This window comes from Photobacterium sp. R1, from assembly GCF_054600795.1.
On the sequence record NZ_BAAHZP010000012.1, the window covers coordinates 101,673 to 118,116 of the forward strand.

Below are 16,444 nucleotides of genomic sequence, written 5' to 3' on the forward strand. Positions count from 1 at the left end.
CTGCCGCCATCTCGCCTGACAAGGTTTTACTTCATGGCCGCTTTTACATAGACATCAAAGCGGTTCTTCTTGGTGCTAATCACCGTCGAAGGTGTCTGCTCATCCAGCCAGGGCGCATAATCCGGACGCTTGACGACCACCCGTTTCGCCGCGAGCGCCAGTGCCGGAGACAGCAACAGATCGGCATCCGTATCAGCCCCGACCAGACTCTGAAACACCCGCATCTCTTTTTTCACCAGCGCCGACTTCTTCTTATGCGGAAACATCGGATCCAGATAAACCACATCCGGCGCCATATAGTCCGGATCCGCAATCAGATTAGTCAGTGCATCCTGACTGGTCGCATGCAGCAGACTCAGCCGTTCACTGACCCAGCCGCCAATTTCGGCATCAGCTTGAGCCCGACGTAATCCGTCCTCAAGCAGTGCTGCCACCACAGGGTGCCGCTCAATCATCTGAACCCGGCAGCCCAGCGAGGCCAGTACAAAGGCATCGCGACCCAGCCCGGCCGTGGCATCCAGTACCGTTGGGGTCACACCACTTTTCAGACCGACGGCCTTCGCAATAGCCTGTCCTCGTCCACCCCCGAATTTGCGCCGGTGGGCCGCTGCCCCGCCTGCAAGATCCACATAAACGGCACCCAGTTTGGGTTCATCCCGTTTCAGCAGCTCCAGCCGTTCTTCGGTCAGGTGCAGCGCAAACTGAGCCTCAGGATCATGCTCCAGCCCCCAGCGGGCAGCCAGTTCCGTCAGCTCAGACTGACGCTCGGATTGGTCACAAAGTAAGGTGATGCGCACGGGTGTCTCCGCAAAAGGTCGCCTGACCGGACAGGCAGATTTCAATATCGGCTGCGGATTATAGCAACCGGGGCAGGCAAATGGTTCACTTTTTCATGCACCCAGCGAACAGCGGTGATGTCTCGCGGCAGGCTTACAATATCGCCTCGGTGGCCTGATTCAGACGGTGTACCAGCTGCGGCAGCGGCATTGGTTTGCCGAAGAGGTAGCCCTGACCATAGTCCACACCCAGCTGTTCCAGACGAACCAGAATCGCTTCGTTTTCGACAAATTCTGCCACAGTCTGCTTGCCCATTTTCTTGGCCAGATCATTGATGGCCGTCACCATGGCAAGATCCACCTCGTCATCGGCGATATCGCGCACGAACATGCCGTCAATTTTGATTAAATCCACCGGCAGACGCTTGAGGTAACCAAAAGAAGAGAGCCCGGCACCGAAATCATCCAGAGAGATCAGACATCCCAGTGATTTCAGCTGAGTAAACAGCTCGATGGCTTCACTCATGTTGCCGATTGCGGCCGTTTCGGTAATTTCCAGGCACAACTTGCTGGGCGGGACCGTAGAATGGCCGATCCGGGTCAGCAGGAAGTCCACAAAGTCCGGATTCCCCATCGACTGTCCCGACAGATTGATGGAACACAACTGAAGCGGTGCCACCGCTTCCGGATGAGCCTCCAGCCAGTCGAGGGCGGCACTGACCACGTAGCGGTCAATCAGATGGGCCAGATTGTAACGTTCAGCCGCCGGCATAAAGAGACCCGGCGGGATCATGGCCCCGTCACTGCTCCGCATCCGGAGCAGAATTTCATAGTGATGGCCCGGCATCGGATGAGCCAGCGGCGCGATCGTCTGCGCATAGAGCTCAAAGCGCCGCTCATCCAGCGCCCGCCGGATATGATTCACATAAGCCATTTCCCGCTCCCGCCGCTGCAGCTCTTCATCATCCGGACGGTAAAGGTGGAGACGGTTTCGCCCTTCGTCTTTTGCGGCATAACAGGCAGTATCGGCCTGAGCATGCACCTGCTGGGTTGAACCCGCGGTGTTATCAATCAGGCGGATACCAATCGAAGCACTGAGGCTGAAACGGGTGTTCTGCCAGTAAAACTCGCTCTCTTCCAGCAACTGGAGAATTTCGGCCCCCAGCCGCAGCGCCCCCTCAACCTCGCAATGACTGAGGATAATGGCAAATTCATCCCCGCCCAGCCGGGCCAGCGACGCTTTATGCGGCATGATCCCACGCAGCAGCCAGGCCACCTGTTTTAATGCTTCATCCCCCGCTTCATGGCCTGCCGTATCATTAATCACCTTAAACTGGTCCAGATCGATATACAGCATGGCATGACGGGCACTTTTCTCTCTGGCTTCGGCCAGAGAAGATTCAAGCAGACGCTCAAAGTAGCTGCGGTTGAACAGGCTGGTCAGGTAGTCATGGTTGGCCTGATATTCCAGTTTGGCTTCCAGCTCACGGGTACTGGTAATGTCCTCTCCCACCAGCAGCAACTGATGCTGAGACAGTGAAGAGCGGATCGTCTCACGAATCCATACTGCCTTGCCGCTGGCACAGGTATAGCGCAGCTGGCGACGCCAGACACTCTGCTCTTCCTTCCCCGGATGGGTTGAAATAAAGTGCTGCGGAATTTCGGCATCATCCAGATAGAAGTCGGTCACTTTATGGCCCAGCATTTCGCGCTTACTGTAGCCCAGCAGCTCAGTCGCAAACTGGTTCACTGACTGAACCCGTCCATGCTGATTGATGGCCAGCAGGATCACCGGCTGCTGTTCGTAGAGCAGCCGGTAGCTGATCTCCCGTTCACGCAGTTTTTCTTCCATATGATGCCTGGCCGTCACATCCCGGGCTTCCAGCAGCAGCTGACCTTCTTCCTTCTCGGTTTGCGGCAGCGGCTTGATCGAGATATCCAGAATACGGATCCCGTCCTCACTGCTGTTAATTCCGGTTTCAAAGCGAACCAGCTGACTGTGGCTGGCCGACAGAAACGACTGCTTTAACTGCTCTGTGCCGGAGCGCTCCCAGCAGCCCCACTCCCAGAAGGGACAGTCATATTTAATCACTGAACGCCCGAGCAAATCCTGCAGTGCGAGATTGGCCGACTTCAGCTGGCCGCGATGGGTCAGAATCGCGATATACTGGAAACTCTGATCAAAGACGCCTTCAAACAGGGTCCGGCTCTGATTGAGCTTGCGCTCGCTGCGGCGTAAGCGGCGAATAATGACAATTAACAACAAAATCACCGACAGCAGCACTGCCAGCACCGCCGTGATCAGCCTGACCTGTCCGGCATACCGGTCAAACCAGCTGGGCGGACGATTTACCAGGAGCACTGCTTCCGGATCCACTTTCACTTTCCAGCGTTTCAGCGCCGGATAATTCAGCATCGCCTGATGCGGGCTGCTCAGAAACGCCGGAAAATCTGCCACTGTTCCATTGAGCACCTGCCTGAGCAGCTGGCCCAGCATCAGCCCCTGATCATACCCGCGGCTGACCACACCGCCCAGCGCATCACTGTCGAGCAGAAAACGGTAGGAGACATAAACCGGCGCGTTTGCCCTTCGGGTCAGGGTATGCATGATCTCACGGCTGGGCATGAAAATACCCTGGCCATCCACATAGTAGCTAAGGAAAACAATGGCTGAATCCGGCGGCAGCTGACTGACGGTATCGAACAGTTCCCCGAAGGTATGCGGGTTGAGGTAGGTATACGGGATATCCGGATGCTGAATCAGATATTCCTGAGCATCCTGCCAGAGTTCACGTCCGGTGGCGGTGTTATCGGTAATGAAATAAAAGCGCGAGACATCCGGCTGGACGCTCTGTGCCAGGCGAATATTGGCTGACACATCGTTCGCTTCGAGGATACCGGCCACATGGGACAGGTTGGCGTGTTTCTCGGGCTTATATTTGTTAATTCCGGAGATCAGGACCGGGGTCTCGCCTATATCTGCCGCCAACTGGTTTGCCAGCCACAACGCATTGTCGTCCGTCACCACAATGGCATCGAATTTCTCGCTGCTCAGTTTCGCCTGATACAAATCGACCAGCTGATCCAGATACCAGGGCGACTGATACCGCATGCTGTCCATGTAATCCACCTGGAGCTGGATATCCGTTGAACGCAATGCGGCACTCAGACCATCCTGCTGGGCATCGGTCCAGCGCATCCCCTGATGATACGAATGGATCACCAGCACATTCGCCTCAGCCATCACCAGCCTGGGCAGGCACAATGCCAGCAACAAGAGAACTAAGCGCATGAAGAGAAAGTGATATCCTTTGGTAATGTCGCGATTGTTCTTCAATCCTAAACCGTGCGTCACAGTGCAAGCCAGTATATGATGCAGTAGTTGCGAACTACCACGGAAAGATGCCATGACCCCGCTACCCCGTCTGGATGACTTAGATCGGGATATTCTGAATGCCCTGATGCATGATGCCCGGATCCCTTATGCCGAAATGGCAAAACGCTTTCATGTCAGCCCGGCCACCGTCCATGTCCGTGTTGAAAAAATGCGCGCTGCAAACATCATTACTGGAACTGAGGTGATTATCAACCCTAAGCTTCTGGGATATGACGTCTGTTGTTTTATTGGTATCAATCTGAACGCCGCCCGGGATTATCACTCCGCACTGGCCAAGCTGAACGAGCTGGATGAAGTGGTTGAAGCCTACTACACCACCGGGGCCTACAATATCTTCGTCAAACTGATGTGCCGCTCGATTGAAGAACTCCAGTATGTACTGATCGACAAACTCCAGGCCATTGATGAAGTTCAGTCAACAGAAACCCTGATCTCGCTCCAAAATCCGATCAACCGTAACGTCAAACCCTGAGCAACGGCAAACGCCGGGACGCGATACTGCCTTCAGCAGCCACAAACAAAAAAGCGAGCCCTCAGGCTCGCTTTTCACAACAGGTCAGGCTGTTAACGATTTTCGTTCAGTGTAGCCTGACGCTCCGCCGCTTCTTCAGCCAGCCACTCGGCCACAGACTTGGCAAAGTAAGTCAGAATGCCGTCTGCACCAGCGCGCTTGAAGCACAGCAGAGATTCCATCACGGTCTCTTTTTCTTTCAGCCAGCCATTCTGGATCGCTGCCATATGCATGGCGTACTCACCTGAGACCTGATAGGCAAAGGTTGGTACCTGCAGCTCGGTTTTCACCCGGCGGACTACATCCAGATACGGCATACCCGGCTTGACCATCACCATGTCGGCACCTTCCTGTACATCCATCGCCACTTCATGCAATGCTTCGTCACTGTTGGCCGGATCCATCTGGTAAGTCTTCTTGTCGCCGCCTTTCAGATTGGCCGCCGAACCGACTGCATCCCGGAACGGACCGTAATAGTTGGACGCATACTTGGCTGAATACGCCATAATCTGGGTATGAATGTAACCCGCTTCTTCCAGCGCTTCGCGGATGGCACCAATGCGGCCATCCATCATATCGGAAGGCGCCACAATGTCGGCACCTGCTTCGGCGTGAGACAGTGCCTGCTTGACCAGCACTTCGGTGGTTTCATCATTCAGGACGTAGCCGTCTTCATCAATGATGCCGTCCTGACCATGAGTCGTGAACGGGTCCAGCGCCACGTCAGTGATCACGCCCATCTGCGGCACGTGCTCTTTCAGCAGACGCACCGCACGCTGCACCAGACCTTCCGGGTTGTAGGCTTCTGCCGCGCAGACACTCTTGAAGTCCTGTGACACAACAGGGAACAGGGCAATCGCCGGAACACCCAGCTTTGCCAGATACTCAGCTTCCAGCAGCATCAGATCGATGGACAGACGCTCTACCCCCGGCATGGACTCCACCGGCTCGCGGCGGTTTTTCCCCAGCAGGATAAACATGGGATAGATCAGGTCGTTGACTGACACCTGGTTTTCAGCCGTCAGACGGCGGGTAAAGTCTTGCTTGCGCACACGACGCATACGACGGGCCGGAAATGCCCCCTGAATAGATACAGACACTGCTCACTCCTTGTTGGTTGTGCGGCGAAATTCTGCTGAAAGGCGCCGCAATCAGTCACAGTAACGCTCATCTTACCACTGAACAGTCAGTTACGCTGGTTCGATCTGAAAAAATGCCCGGGTTGTGGAAAAAACCGCCGAGCTGAATTCTGCCGCCGGCTGGTTGCGGCAGGCCGCCACCGTCGCTGCAATATGCGGCAGATAAGCCGGTTCATTGCGGCTTGATTTCGGCTTTGGCCGCAGATCACGCGGCAGCAGATACGGGCAGTCCGTCTCTACCATCAGACGATGGTCCGGAATATGGCAGACAATCTCCCGCAGCTCGGTCCCCCGGCGTTCGTCACAAATCCAGCCGGTCACCCCGATGTGCAGATCCAGGTCCAGACAGTCTTTCAGTTCCTGCTCCGTCCCGGTAAAACAATGCAGCACCGCAGCCGGGAGCTTGTCGCGCCAGGGTTTGAGAATCGCCAGAAAGCGTTCATGCGCATCCCGGCAGTGCATAAAGACCGGCTTTTTCAGCTCAGCCGCCAGCGCCAGCTGGGCTTCGAACACCGCCTCCTGCTGCGGCCTAGGCGAGAAATCACGATTGAAATCCAGCCCGCATTCCCCAATCGCCACCACCGCCGGATCAGCCGCCAGCATCCGGATAACCGGCATCGACAAATCGGTCACCAACTTGGCATCATGCGGGTGCACGCCCGCAGTGCTGAAGCAATAGCCCGGCCAGCGATGCGCCATCGCCAGAGCCTCGCGGCTCTCGTCCTCACTGGTACCAGTGAGGATCAAGGCTTGGACCCCGGCTTCACGCGAGCGGGCGATCACGGCATCCCGGTCTTTATCAAAACGGCTGTTGGTCAGGTTGACACCTATATCTATCATCACTGTGCTGTCCGCTGGAAATTTGGCGTCATTGTACACGCCACATTCAGACAAATAAAAACTGACCTTGGCACACGGCACAAACAAAAACAGCCGCACAAAGGCGGCTGTCAGTCTCAGCGTTCAGACTCAGTCTTCTGCGGATCCATCGTCATCTGCACGTACATAGAAGCGGGAGAAGAACAGTCCGACTTCAAACAGCAGACACATCGGCACGGCCAGCAAGGTCTGCGAGATGATATCCGGCGGTGTCAGCAGCATGCCGACCACGAAGGCTGCCACAATGATATAAGGGCGCTTCTGGCGCAGGCTCTCCGGGTCAGTCGCCCCGGTCCAGCACAGCAGAATAATGGCTACCGGGATCTCAAACGCGATACCGAATGCCAGAAACAGCGCCAGCACAAAATCGAGATAGCTGGCAATATCCGTCGCGACCTGGACCCCTTCCGGTGCGATGCTGGTGAAAAAACCAAACACCAGCGGGAACACTACAAAATAGGCGAAGGCAACACCGCAGTAGAACAGCAGCGAACTGGAAAACAGCAGCGGCATCACTAGGCGGCGTTCATGCTTGTACAATCCCGGTGCCACAAAGGCCCAGACCTGATACAAAATAAAAGGCACAGCCAGAAACACCGAGGTCACCAGCGTCAGCTTGATCGGGGTAAAGAACGGCGATGCCACATCGGTGGCAATCATGCTGGTGCCTTCCGGCAGCCGCTCAACCAGCGGAGCTGCCAGCAGACTGTAAATGTCATTGGCAAACCACACCAGGCAGAGAAAGACCACCAGGACACTCAAGATAGAACGGAGCAGCCGGTTCCGCAATTCCAGCAAATGACTGAACAAAGGCTGGGTCTCTTCCACACTCGACATGAAGCGTTATTTATCCTGTTGTTGCGAAAATGATGACGGCTTGGCAGGCATCTCATCCGGATGAGTCTCTACCTGCGGATGCACTTCTTCCGTTGCCGGGTGCTCTGGCTTGATTGAAGGTTCAGATTTGGCAGGCTCAGGTTTGGCATAAGGACGCTGCACTGAGGCCGCTGCCTCTTTCAGTTCCTCAACCGATTTTTGCAGATCCGGGGCCAGATCCTGCATCCCCGCCTGCTCGGCCTTTTTCAGGTCCTGATGCAGCTCGTGAATCTTCAGTTCCTGAGACAGCTCAGTCTTCACCGCAGTGGCCATATTTCTGGCAGCATTAACCCAGCGCGAGACCGAGCGAATCGCAACCGGCAGCCGTTCCGGCCCCAGCACTACCAGGCCGACCACGGCAATCAGAATCAGCTCCCAGAACCCGATATCAAACACGTGTTAAACCTGCTCTTTATCTTTCTGGTCTTTCTGCGGCTCTGCGGCATCTTTCTTATCCGCCAGCGACTTCTGCTCAAAGTCTGCATCCGCTTTGTTTTTGCTCTCTTCCTCATCGCTCATGGCTTTCTTGAAGCCTTTCACCGCTGAGCCCAAGTCACCGCCGATTGAACGCAACTTCTTGGTTCCGAATAACAGCACAATAATCAGGGCAACGATTAGCAGTTGCCAGATACTGATTCCACCCATGTTTACCTTTCCTCAATTCATCGTTAAAGCCATGGCACCTTGCGTGACACAGCGGTTATTTGGTGTAAGCCCGCCAACCCATCAGCCAGAAGATCCCCCCAGCTGTTGCAGATATGGCTGGATAAATATCCACCTGGTTACCAAAAAGTATGGCAGAACATATAATCAGGGTCGCGCCAACGCCAAAACAAAACCTTGCCTGGCCCTGCTGACGACGGCTGGACATAAAGTTGTCATACAGCATATCAATCCGCTGATTCATTACTTTGCCCTGGCGCAAACTGTCATAAAGCAATTCAGGCAGTTCAGGTAATTTTTCAGCCCAGAACGGCGCCTTCTCCCGCACCGCACCAATGATGGCCTGCGGCCCGACCTGACGCGACATCCAGTCTTCCAGAAACGGTTTGGCGGTATCCCACAGATCCAGCTGCGGATACAACTGACGGCCCAGCCCTTCGACATAAAGCAGGGTTTTCTGCAGCAGCACCAGCTGCGGCTGAACTTCCATATTGAAGCGACGTGCGGTATTGAACAGGTTCAGTAGCACATGGCCAAACGAAATATCTGCCAGCGGTTTCTCGAAGATCGGCTCGCACACCGTGCGAATCGCAAATTCAAACTCATCGACATTGGTATCATGCGGCACCCAGCCCGAGTCGACGTGCAGCTCGGCCACCTTGCGGTAATCCCGGTGAAAGAACGCCAGCAGGTTTTCTGCCAGATAGCGCTTATCTTCCCGGTTCAGCGTCCCCACGATGCCAAAATCCAGCGCAATCCACTGCGGGTCGGCCGGATTCTTATACGAGACAAAAATATTCCCCGGATGCATGTCCGCATGGAAAAAACTGTCACGGAAAACCTGAGTAAAGAATACGTTCACCGCTTTTTCCGACAGCAGCTTCATGTCTGTGCCGTTGGCTTTCAGCGCCTCAATGTCAGAGACCTGAATACCATAAATACGTTCCATGACAAGAAGATGACTGCTGGCGTAATCGGTAAACACTTCAGGCACATAGAGTGAATCACTGCCTTCAAAGTTCCGGCGCAGCTGAATCGCATTGGCCGCCTCACGCATCAGGTCCAGTTCATCGATCAGCGTCTTTTCATACTCCCGGATCACTTCGACCGGGCGCAGACGTCGGGCTTCCGGCACAAAACGCGCCACCAGCCGGGCCATCCGGTACATGAGACGGATATCGGCCTGAATCACCGGCAGGATATCCGGACGGATCACCTTCAGGACCACTTCGCGGCCATTTTCTTTCAGCGTCGCAGTATGCACCTGTGCAATCGAAGCCGAGGCCAGTGGTGTCTGGTCAAAATCGGCAAACCAGCGATCCAGCGGACCGCCCAGTGCTTTTTCGATCTGCTGGCGGGCCAGCGCACCGTCAAACGGAGCCACCCTGTCCTGCAGCATCGCCAGCTGGTCGGCAATATGCGGCGGGAAGAGATCGCGCCGGGTCGACATCATCTGGCCGAACTTGATCCAGACCGGCCCCAGCGCCTGTAAGGCCAGACGCAGACGCTCGCCCAGCGGCTTGTCCGGATGCTGGTTGCGGATCCAGAACAGGCTTTTTCGCATCAGTTTCGGCAGCCGGGTCCGGGGATCGTCCGGCAGCAGGTCATCCAGCCCGTAACGCAGCTGGACGGCAGTAATTTGGTATAGGCGCTTAATTTCGGAAAAACGACTCATGATTCTCAGGCAGCAGGAGTGGGTTGCGCCAGCCGATCAGCCAGCTTATTGATTCGGGCTTCCAGCCGGGCCAGCTGAGACGCGGCATCATCCACCTGATCGGCGAAATGGGCAATCTCGAGCGCCGGTGGTGCCAGGCGCCACTCTTCGGTGATCACCTCCGCCAGATCGCGGCTGCGTTCTCCGGCATGATGGCGCAGCCCGGTCAGCTTCTGCTTCACACCGCTTACCACCGTATGGGCGACCACATCGCCGGTATAGCGGGACAAGCGCTCGGCCACATCCGGTTTCAGACCGCTCAGCAACGCAGAGAACTGCTGGGCCAGCTGGATATCCCCATCCAGCGCCAGCTTGTCCGCTTTGATCAGCTGGGTCAGGTTGGCCTGCTCGCGCAGCTCCGGCAACGCCGTCAGGCTCAGTGCCAACTGGCAGTCGGCCTCGCCTTCGTAGGCTGCCAGCACATCAATCTGCTGGCTGAACACAAAATACAGACGTTTGCCGAACTCGTTTATCTGCACACTGATCACCTTGCCGCGCAGACGGGCCAGACGTCGCTGACTGGCCTCCTCGTCTTTGAGCAGGGTATTCAGAGCCGTTTCCACCACACCGGTGAGGAGCGCATCAACTGGCATCCGGACCTCAGAACTTATAGCCGCGGTGCAGCGCAACGATGCCGCCGGTCAGGTTATGGTAGCTGGTCTGCTCAAAACCGGCGTCCTGCATCATACCTTCCAGCGTGGCCTGATCCGGATGCATCCGGATGGACTCGGCCAGATAGCGGTAACTGTCGGCATCACCGACCACCATCTCACCCACGCGCGGCAGAATGTGGAACGAATAAGCATCATAGATTTTCGATAACGGCTCGAGCACCGGCTTGGAAAATTCCAGCACCAGCAGACGACCGCCCGGTTTCAGCACCCGGAACATGGAACGCAGCGCTTTGTCTTTGTCGGTGACGTTCCGCAGACAGAAACTGATGGTGATACAGTCGAAATAGTTATCCGGGAACGGCAGCTCTTCAGCGTTGGCCTGAACATAAGCCACATTCCCGACAATTCCGCGGTCACGCAGTTTACTGCGACCGACTTTCAGCATGGAATTGTTGATATCAGCCAGAACCACCTGACCTTCCTCACCTACCATGCGAGAGAATTTCGCGGCCAGATCCCCGGTACCACCGCCCAGATCCAGCACGTGCTGACCACGACGTACACCGCTGCAGTCGATCGTGAAACGCTTCCACAGACGATGAATGCCCATCGACATCAGGTCGTTCATCAGATCGTACTTGTCAGCTACAGAGTGAAACACTTCCGCGACCAGTTGCGCTTTCTCTTCTTTGGCGACCTTACGGTAACCAAAATCAGTGGTTTGTGTGGGTTCAGTCATGCTCGTTCCATCAATTTTGATTTATGGGCGTAGTTTACTTGATGCATCATGGTGTGTCATTCACCGTCTCGGTGAGGACGTGAACAGCCTCACTGTCGCGCAGCGCCTGTTCGGTCAGGGCGGCCGGTAAATCCCGCTTCACTTCAACCCCCAGCTGCCTGAAGCTCTCCGCTTGCCGGATAATATTGCCCCGCCCGGTCGCCAGCTTGTTCATCGCACCCTGATAGCTCTGGCTGGCCTTGTCCAGCGCATGGCCGACGTTGTCCATGTCGGCGACGAACAGCCGCAGCTTGTCATAGAGCTTGCTGGCGCGATCCGCAATTTGCTTGGCATTCTGATTTTGCCTTTCGTTCCGCCACAGGTTATTGATGGTACGCAAAGCCACCAGCAAAGTTGTCGGGCTGACCAGCATGATATTGCTGTCCATGGCATCCCGGATCAGTGACGGGTCGGCTTCCACGGCGGTCTGGAACGCGGGCTCAACCGGAATAAACATCAGCACATAATCCAGACTGCGCACGCCTTCCAGCTGATGATAATCCTTGCGACTCAGGCCGCGGATATGACCACGCAGCGAAGTCAGGTGATCGCTGAGTGCCTGATCCCGTTCGGCCTGCGTCTCGGCATGGAAATAACGCTCAAAGGCGACCAGTGACATTTTGGCATCGATCACCACATCTTTGTCCTGCGGCAAATGCACCACAACGTCAGGCTGATAGCGCTTGCCGCTGTGATCTTCCAGATTCACCTGAGTCTGATACTCGTGCCCCTCGCGCAGACCGGACTCGCTCAGCACCCGTGCCAGTACCACTTCGCCCCAGTTGCCCTGGGCTTTGTTGTCTCCTTTCAGGGCCTGGGTCAGATTCACTGCCTCACGCGCCATCTGCTCATTGAGCTGCTTCAGGCTGTTGATCTCGTGAACCAGCGTATGCCGCTCGCGGGCCTCATGGCTGAAGCTGTCGTGAATCTGTTTACGAAATCCTTCCAGCTGTTCCTTGAGCGGGCTGAGCAGGCCATCCAGACTGAGCTTGTTCTGCTCATCCACACTACGGCTTTTCTGCTCGAACAACCGGTTAGCCAGACTTTCAAACTGCTGCTGAAGGCGGGTTTCTGCATTTTCCAGCAGGGTGATTTTCTCCTGAGCCGATTTCTGCTCTTCCCGGTAACGGGTCTGCAACTCACGTAGATCTGCCGCCAGCACGGATTCTGCCTGACGAGAGGCTTCCAGCCGCTCCGTCAGTTTCAGATGCTCCTGACGCAGCGTTTCCAGATAACGCAGCTTCTCCACCGCCGCGGCCAGCCGGGCGTGCATCTGGCGCAGTTCGTTGCTGAGCCGGTCACGTTCGACATCCAGCGTATCCAGCTCCTGCTGCTGTTCCGCCAGTTCGTGGCGCAGTTGCTGCTCCTGCTGACGGGCCAGCCGGGTTTCGGACTCTAACTGCCGCTGCCAGATCTCTGCCTGCTGACGCAGTCGGCCCTGAAACCACAGGGCGGTCGCACTGCCTGCCACCACCGCACCGGTGATCGCAGCGGCCAGCCACTGGCCGTTCTCACTGAACCATTCCCCCATCATTGCACTGTTTCCTGCATGTTTTTGTATTCTTAGGATAAGGCTAAAAAGATACTGGATAAATGTCCAGATATTGTCATCACGGAAAGCGGGCTCTGGCGGAATCCTGTGCTGGCTGACTAAGCGCAAATGGCATAAACTGACGGTTTTTACGGCAGGCTGTCGTCAGTCCTGCCTGTCAGTTCTCGTCCAGCAGCAGGAAGCGCAGTATGCAGGAAAAGAAAGCGATCGGGTTCGGTCTCGCCGCCGTACTCTTATGGTCCACCGTCGCCACCGCCTTCAAAATCACCCTCAACTATTTTTCGCCGATCCAGATGGTGGCGGCCGCGAGCGCCGTCTCCGCGATCGCCCTGATTGCCATCGCCGGTTATCAGGGCAAGCTCAGTCAGTTACTGCCGACTCTGAAAGCCAAGCCGCTTTATTACCTGATGCTCGGGCTAATCAATCCCTGTATCTATTATCTGGTGCTGTTTCAGTCCTATGCGCTGCTCCCGGCCTCGCAGGCGCAGCCACTCAACTACAGCTGGGCCATCACTCTGACCCTGATGGCGGCACTGTTTCTGGGCCAGAAAATCCGCCCGCAGGACTGGGTCGCCTGTCTGTTTGGCTATCTTGGTGTGGTGGTGATTGCGACCAAAGGCGATCTGATGGCGTTGCAGTTCGACAGCCCGCTCGGGGTGGCTCTGGCACTGCTGTCGACCCTGCTGTGGGCCCTGTTCTGGATTCTGAATACTAAAAATCAGGCCGACCCCGTGGTCAGTGTCTTGCTGGGTTTCCTGCTGTCACTACCATTTTCTATCGGTCTGAGCCTGTATACCGGTGGCTGGCAGCCCATTCCCTGGCAGGGCTGGATGGCCGTCAGTTATGTCGGACTGTTCGAAATGGGGATCACCTTCGTGCTCTGGCTGAATGCGATGAAGCTGACCCGCAACACGGCCAAACTGAGCAACCTGATCTTCCTGTCACCCTTTATCTCGCTGATGCTGCTGGCGACCATCATCGGGGAAACAATTCATCCGGCGACCCTGATCGGTCTGGTGATGATTATTCTTGGCCTGCTGATCCAGCAATGGCGCGGCAAAGCGAAGCAGAAAGACGTCAGTACTTCCTGCTCCTGAGCCATCAGGCAAAAAAAAAGCCTGTCACGTCAGTGACAGGCCAAGCGAGAGTTCAAAGGGTTGTCGAGACCCAGCGCCTTTTTCGGGCGTCTAGTTATATGCCAAACCAGTTCAATACAAAATTAGTTGTCAGGATTAATCCTGAGTCGGAGCCGGATGCCACTGGCGGCCACGGCGGGACAGCAAGATCAGCAGTCCCGGCAGCAACAGCAGCATCTGGAAGGTCATCAGCAGCGGTGGTGCCAGATCCAGTCGCTGAGTCAGACTGACCATCAGCCCGGCGCCGCTCATCTGAAAGAGGCCCAGCATCGCAGCCGCGGTTCCCGCCCGGTCACCGAACGGCGCCAGTGCTTTCCCGGCTGCAGAGCCCAACACAAACGCAAATCCGAATGAGCTCATAAAGATCGGCAGCATAAAGGCCCATGCGGTCGCGATATCTTTCAGAATCAGCATCATACCGCCCGAAAGCGTCAGCATGGCCAGACCAGACATCAGGGTGCGGCGTGAGCCCATCTTATCCATACACTTCGGCGCGACCATGCAGGCAATAATATTGAGGACGGCATTGATGCCGAACCAGAACGTAAACTGCCCCATATCCAGTCCCAGATGAACCATCAGCCACATCGGTGCGGACGTCACATAAGCCAGGATCACAGCCATCGCCAGCATCGACATCAACGCATGGAACACAAATACCGGCTCGCGCAGCACCGAGAAATAACGCGACGGGCTGAACATCGCACCGCTGACAAAGGTATCCGCCGGGCGGGTCTCCCGGAAAAACGTGGTCAGCAGGCCACCAGCCACCAGCGCGAAACCCGCCATGAAGCTGAAGTTGGCACGCCAGCCAAATTCGTGGGTCAGCCAGGAGCCCAGCAGCGGGGCCAGTGCCGGAATAAAGCAGATGGCACCATTGAGATAGCTGATCATCCGGCCGCTGCGCTCAGGGCCGAAGCTGTCACGGACTGCGGCAAAGGCAGCCACCGAAGTCGCACAGGCGCCGAACCCCTGCAGGAATCGGGCAAGCAGCATAATATCCAGCGACTGCGCCACATAGGCCAGGGTCGAACTCATCGCGTAAAGCGCCACCCCGGCCAGCGCAATCGGACGACGGCCGAAGCGGTCAGCCAGCGGACCGGCAAAGACCTGTCCCAGCCCCAGACTGAACATAAACCAGGTCACCGTATCCTGGACCAGTGTCGGGTCGACAGCAAAACTGTCCGCCATGGCCGGTAAGGCTGGCAGATAAATATCGATGGCCAGCGGGCTGAACAGCACCAGCAGGACCATCAGTGCCACAATGCGGCGGTTCGACAAAGATGTTTCAGGCTTCATTCACTCGGTTTCCTATCAAAAGACGGTGCCAGTCTACGAGGTTCGTGATATGAATTAAAATGGTTTATATTCACGGTGAAATTTCCACTCAGGAATATCTCAGCAACATGACGGATGAATGATGACAGTTGATAAACTGACCCGGCTGGACCTCAATCTTTTGGTCTGCCTGCATGTGTTACTCCAGGAGTGCAGCGTCACCCGCGCCGCAAACCGCTTATGTCTGAGCCAGTCTGCGGTCAGCAAAAGCCTGGCCCGGCTGCGCGAGCAGTTCGACGATACCCTGTTTGTCCGCAGTGCCCACGGACTGCAGCCGACTCCGCGTGCCCGGGCACTGCAACCCGTACTGGAAAAACTGCTGCAGGACATCGAAAACCTGACCGCACCGGCAGAGTTCGTCCCGCAAAACAGTGACCGCCATTTCAAAATGTCTCTGGTGGAAAGTGCCTATCCGCTGCTGATGCCGCGCTTTCTGGGTGATATTTTCAGTCAGGGACCCAACATCCTGCTGGATACCCATGCCTGGGAGCCGGATACTTTCGACAAGATGCTGCGTGGTGAGATTGACTTCGGGATCACCGGGAAAGATCTCAACCCGCTGGACGCCCAGCTCACCCTGATGCCGCCGAAAGGCGTACTGTTCCAGGAATTGCACCGCGATACCCAGCGTTGTATTGTCCGGCCCGGTCATCCGGTGCTGGCACTGTATGAGGACGGTCAGTGGAATCAGGACCACTACCTCCGCCAGCGGCACATTCAGGTGCGTTGCGGCCGGGATGACCGCTGGCTGCTGGACTACAAACTGGCAGAGCAGGGCCTGCAACGCGATATCGCGATGTTTGTGCCAGACTTTAATAGCGCCGCCAGTTTATGTACCCATACCGATCTGGTCTTCACCGCGCCCAGCCATTTCGCTAACTATGTCGCGGCTCAGCTCGACCTGATCGTGCTGCCCTTACCGACAGCACTTCCTGCTATGGCTTACACCCTTTTCTGGCCACAACACCAGGAAAATGACCCGGGGCACAGATGGTTAAGGCAGATCATCATCAACGGATGCCGTGAATTGTCTACCGGTTAATTGCAGGCTATTCACAAAAACGCTACCTT

General features: G+C 56.1%; 15 protein-coding genes. 3 read left to right on the top strand and 12 right to left on the bottom strand.

Translation table 11 applies throughout. The features are described 5' to 3' along the window. Window positions 1–26: 26 nt before the first annotated feature. Together ACYP03_RS18425 and ACYP03_RS18430 are read right to left on the bottom strand one after the other, a co-directional pair. Window positions 27–797 carry a class I SAM-dependent methyltransferase gene (locus ACYP03_RS18425; RefSeq protein WP_459781521.1) on the bottom strand — a complete coding sequence of 257 codons (771 nt, stop codon included), beginning with the start codon at window positions 795–797 and terminating at the stop codon, window positions 27–29. A 133-nt stretch (window positions 798–930) separates the two neighbouring features. After that, complete coding sequence (locus tag ACYP03_RS18430) at window positions 931–4,068, bottom strand: bifunctional diguanylate cyclase/phosphodiesterase (RefSeq protein WP_248144631.1); 3,138 nt, start codon at window positions 4,066–4,068, stop codon at window positions 931–933. 115 nt (window positions 4,069–4,183) lie between these two features. Between ACYP03_RS18430 and asnC the strand changes: the two genes are divergently transcribed. Continuing rightward, the gene (asnC, locus tag ACYP03_RS18435; protein WP_036750916.1) at window positions 4,184–4,645 is read left to right on the top strand and encodes a transcriptional regulator AsnC; all 462 of its coding nucleotides are present in this window, start codon (window positions 4,184–4,186) and stop codon (window positions 4,643–4,645) included. Window positions 4,646–4,737: 92 nt separating this feature from the next. On the opposite strand, the gene hemB is transcribed toward asnC, so the two are convergent. The 9 genes from hemB to rmuC form a co-directional block, all read right to left on the bottom strand. Beyond that, entirely contained in the window at window positions 4,738–5,784 is a 1,047-nt protein-coding gene (gene hemB, locus ACYP03_RS18440; protein WP_248144630.1) for a porphobilinogen synthase, read from the bottom strand. 90 nt (window positions 5,785–5,874) lie between these two features. Then, window positions 5,875–6,663: a TatD family hydrolase gene (locus tag ACYP03_RS18445; protein ID WP_459781524.1), complete on the bottom strand. Its 789-nt coding sequence runs from the start codon at window positions 6,661–6,663 to the stop codon at window positions 5,875–5,877. Window positions 6,664–6,792: 129 nt separating this feature from the next. Further along, window positions 6,793–7,539 carry a Sec-independent protein translocase subunit TatC gene (gene tatC, locus ACYP03_RS18450; protein WP_248144628.1) on the bottom strand — a complete coding sequence of 249 codons (747 nt, stop codon included), beginning with the start codon at window positions 7,537–7,539 and terminating at the stop codon, window positions 6,793–6,795. A 6-nt stretch (window positions 7,540–7,545) separates the two neighbouring features. Further along, window positions 7,546–7,974 carry a Sec-independent protein translocase protein TatB gene (tatB, locus tag ACYP03_RS18455; RefSeq protein ID WP_459781527.1) on the bottom strand — a complete coding sequence of 143 codons (429 nt, stop codon included), beginning with the start codon at window positions 7,972–7,974 and terminating at the stop codon, window positions 7,546–7,548. A 3-nt stretch (window positions 7,975–7,977) separates the two neighbouring features. After that, window positions 7,978–8,223, bottom strand: coding sequence for a Sec-independent protein translocase subunit TatA (tatA, locus tag ACYP03_RS18460; protein WP_248144626.1), 246 nt, complete (start codon window positions 8,221–8,223; stop codon window positions 7,978–7,980). A 55-nt stretch (window positions 8,224–8,278) separates the two neighbouring features. Continuing rightward, window positions 8,279–9,916 (bottom strand): ubiquinone biosynthesis regulatory protein kinase UbiB, encoded by a 1,638-nt coding sequence (gene ubiB, locus ACYP03_RS18465; protein WP_459781530.1) that lies wholly within the window; start codon window positions 9,914–9,916, stop codon window positions 8,279–8,281. A 5-nt stretch (window positions 9,917–9,921) separates the two neighbouring features. Then, window positions 9,922–10,548: a ubiquinone biosynthesis accessory factor UbiJ gene (locus ACYP03_RS18470; protein ID WP_459781532.1), complete on the bottom strand. Its 627-nt coding sequence runs from the start codon at window positions 10,546–10,548 to the stop codon at window positions 9,922–9,924. Window positions 10,549–10,555: 7 nt separating this feature from the next. Next, window positions 10,556–11,308 (bottom strand): bifunctional demethylmenaquinone methyltransferase/2-methoxy-6-polyprenyl-1,4-benzoquinol methylase UbiE, encoded by a 753-nt coding sequence (ubiE, locus tag ACYP03_RS18475; RefSeq protein ID WP_248144623.1) that lies wholly within the window; start codon window positions 11,306–11,308, stop codon window positions 10,556–10,558. A gap of 46 nt (window positions 11,309–11,354) precedes the next feature. Beyond that, window positions 11,355–12,878, bottom strand: coding sequence for a DNA recombination protein RmuC (gene rmuC, locus ACYP03_RS18480; RefSeq protein ID WP_459781555.1), 1,524 nt, complete (start codon window positions 12,876–12,878; stop codon window positions 11,355–11,357). Window positions 12,879–13,087: 209 nt separating this feature from the next. On the opposite strand from rmuC, the gene ACYP03_RS18485 reads away from it, so the two are divergent. Continuing rightward, complete coding sequence (locus ACYP03_RS18485; RefSeq protein ID WP_459781535.1) at window positions 13,088–13,996, top strand: DMT family transporter; 909 nt, start codon at window positions 13,088–13,090, stop codon at window positions 13,994–13,996. A gap of 135 nt (window positions 13,997–14,131) precedes the next feature. Here ACYP03_RS18485 and ACYP03_RS18490 read toward each other — a convergent pair whose 3' ends face one another. After that, window positions 14,132–15,334: a multidrug effflux MFS transporter gene (locus tag ACYP03_RS18490; RefSeq protein WP_459781537.1), complete on the bottom strand. Its 1,203-nt coding sequence runs from the start codon at window positions 15,332–15,334 to the stop codon at window positions 14,132–14,134. Between the two features lie 121 nt (window positions 15,335–15,455). Here ACYP03_RS18490 and ACYP03_RS18495 point away from each other — a divergent pair, with 121 nt between their 5' ends. Next, a complete protein-coding gene (locus ACYP03_RS18495) occupies window positions 15,456–16,415 on the top strand; it encodes a LysR substrate-binding domain-containing protein (protein WP_248144698.1) in 960 nt (319 codons plus the stop codon). The last annotated feature ends 29 nt before the right edge of the window (window positions 16,416–16,444 follow it).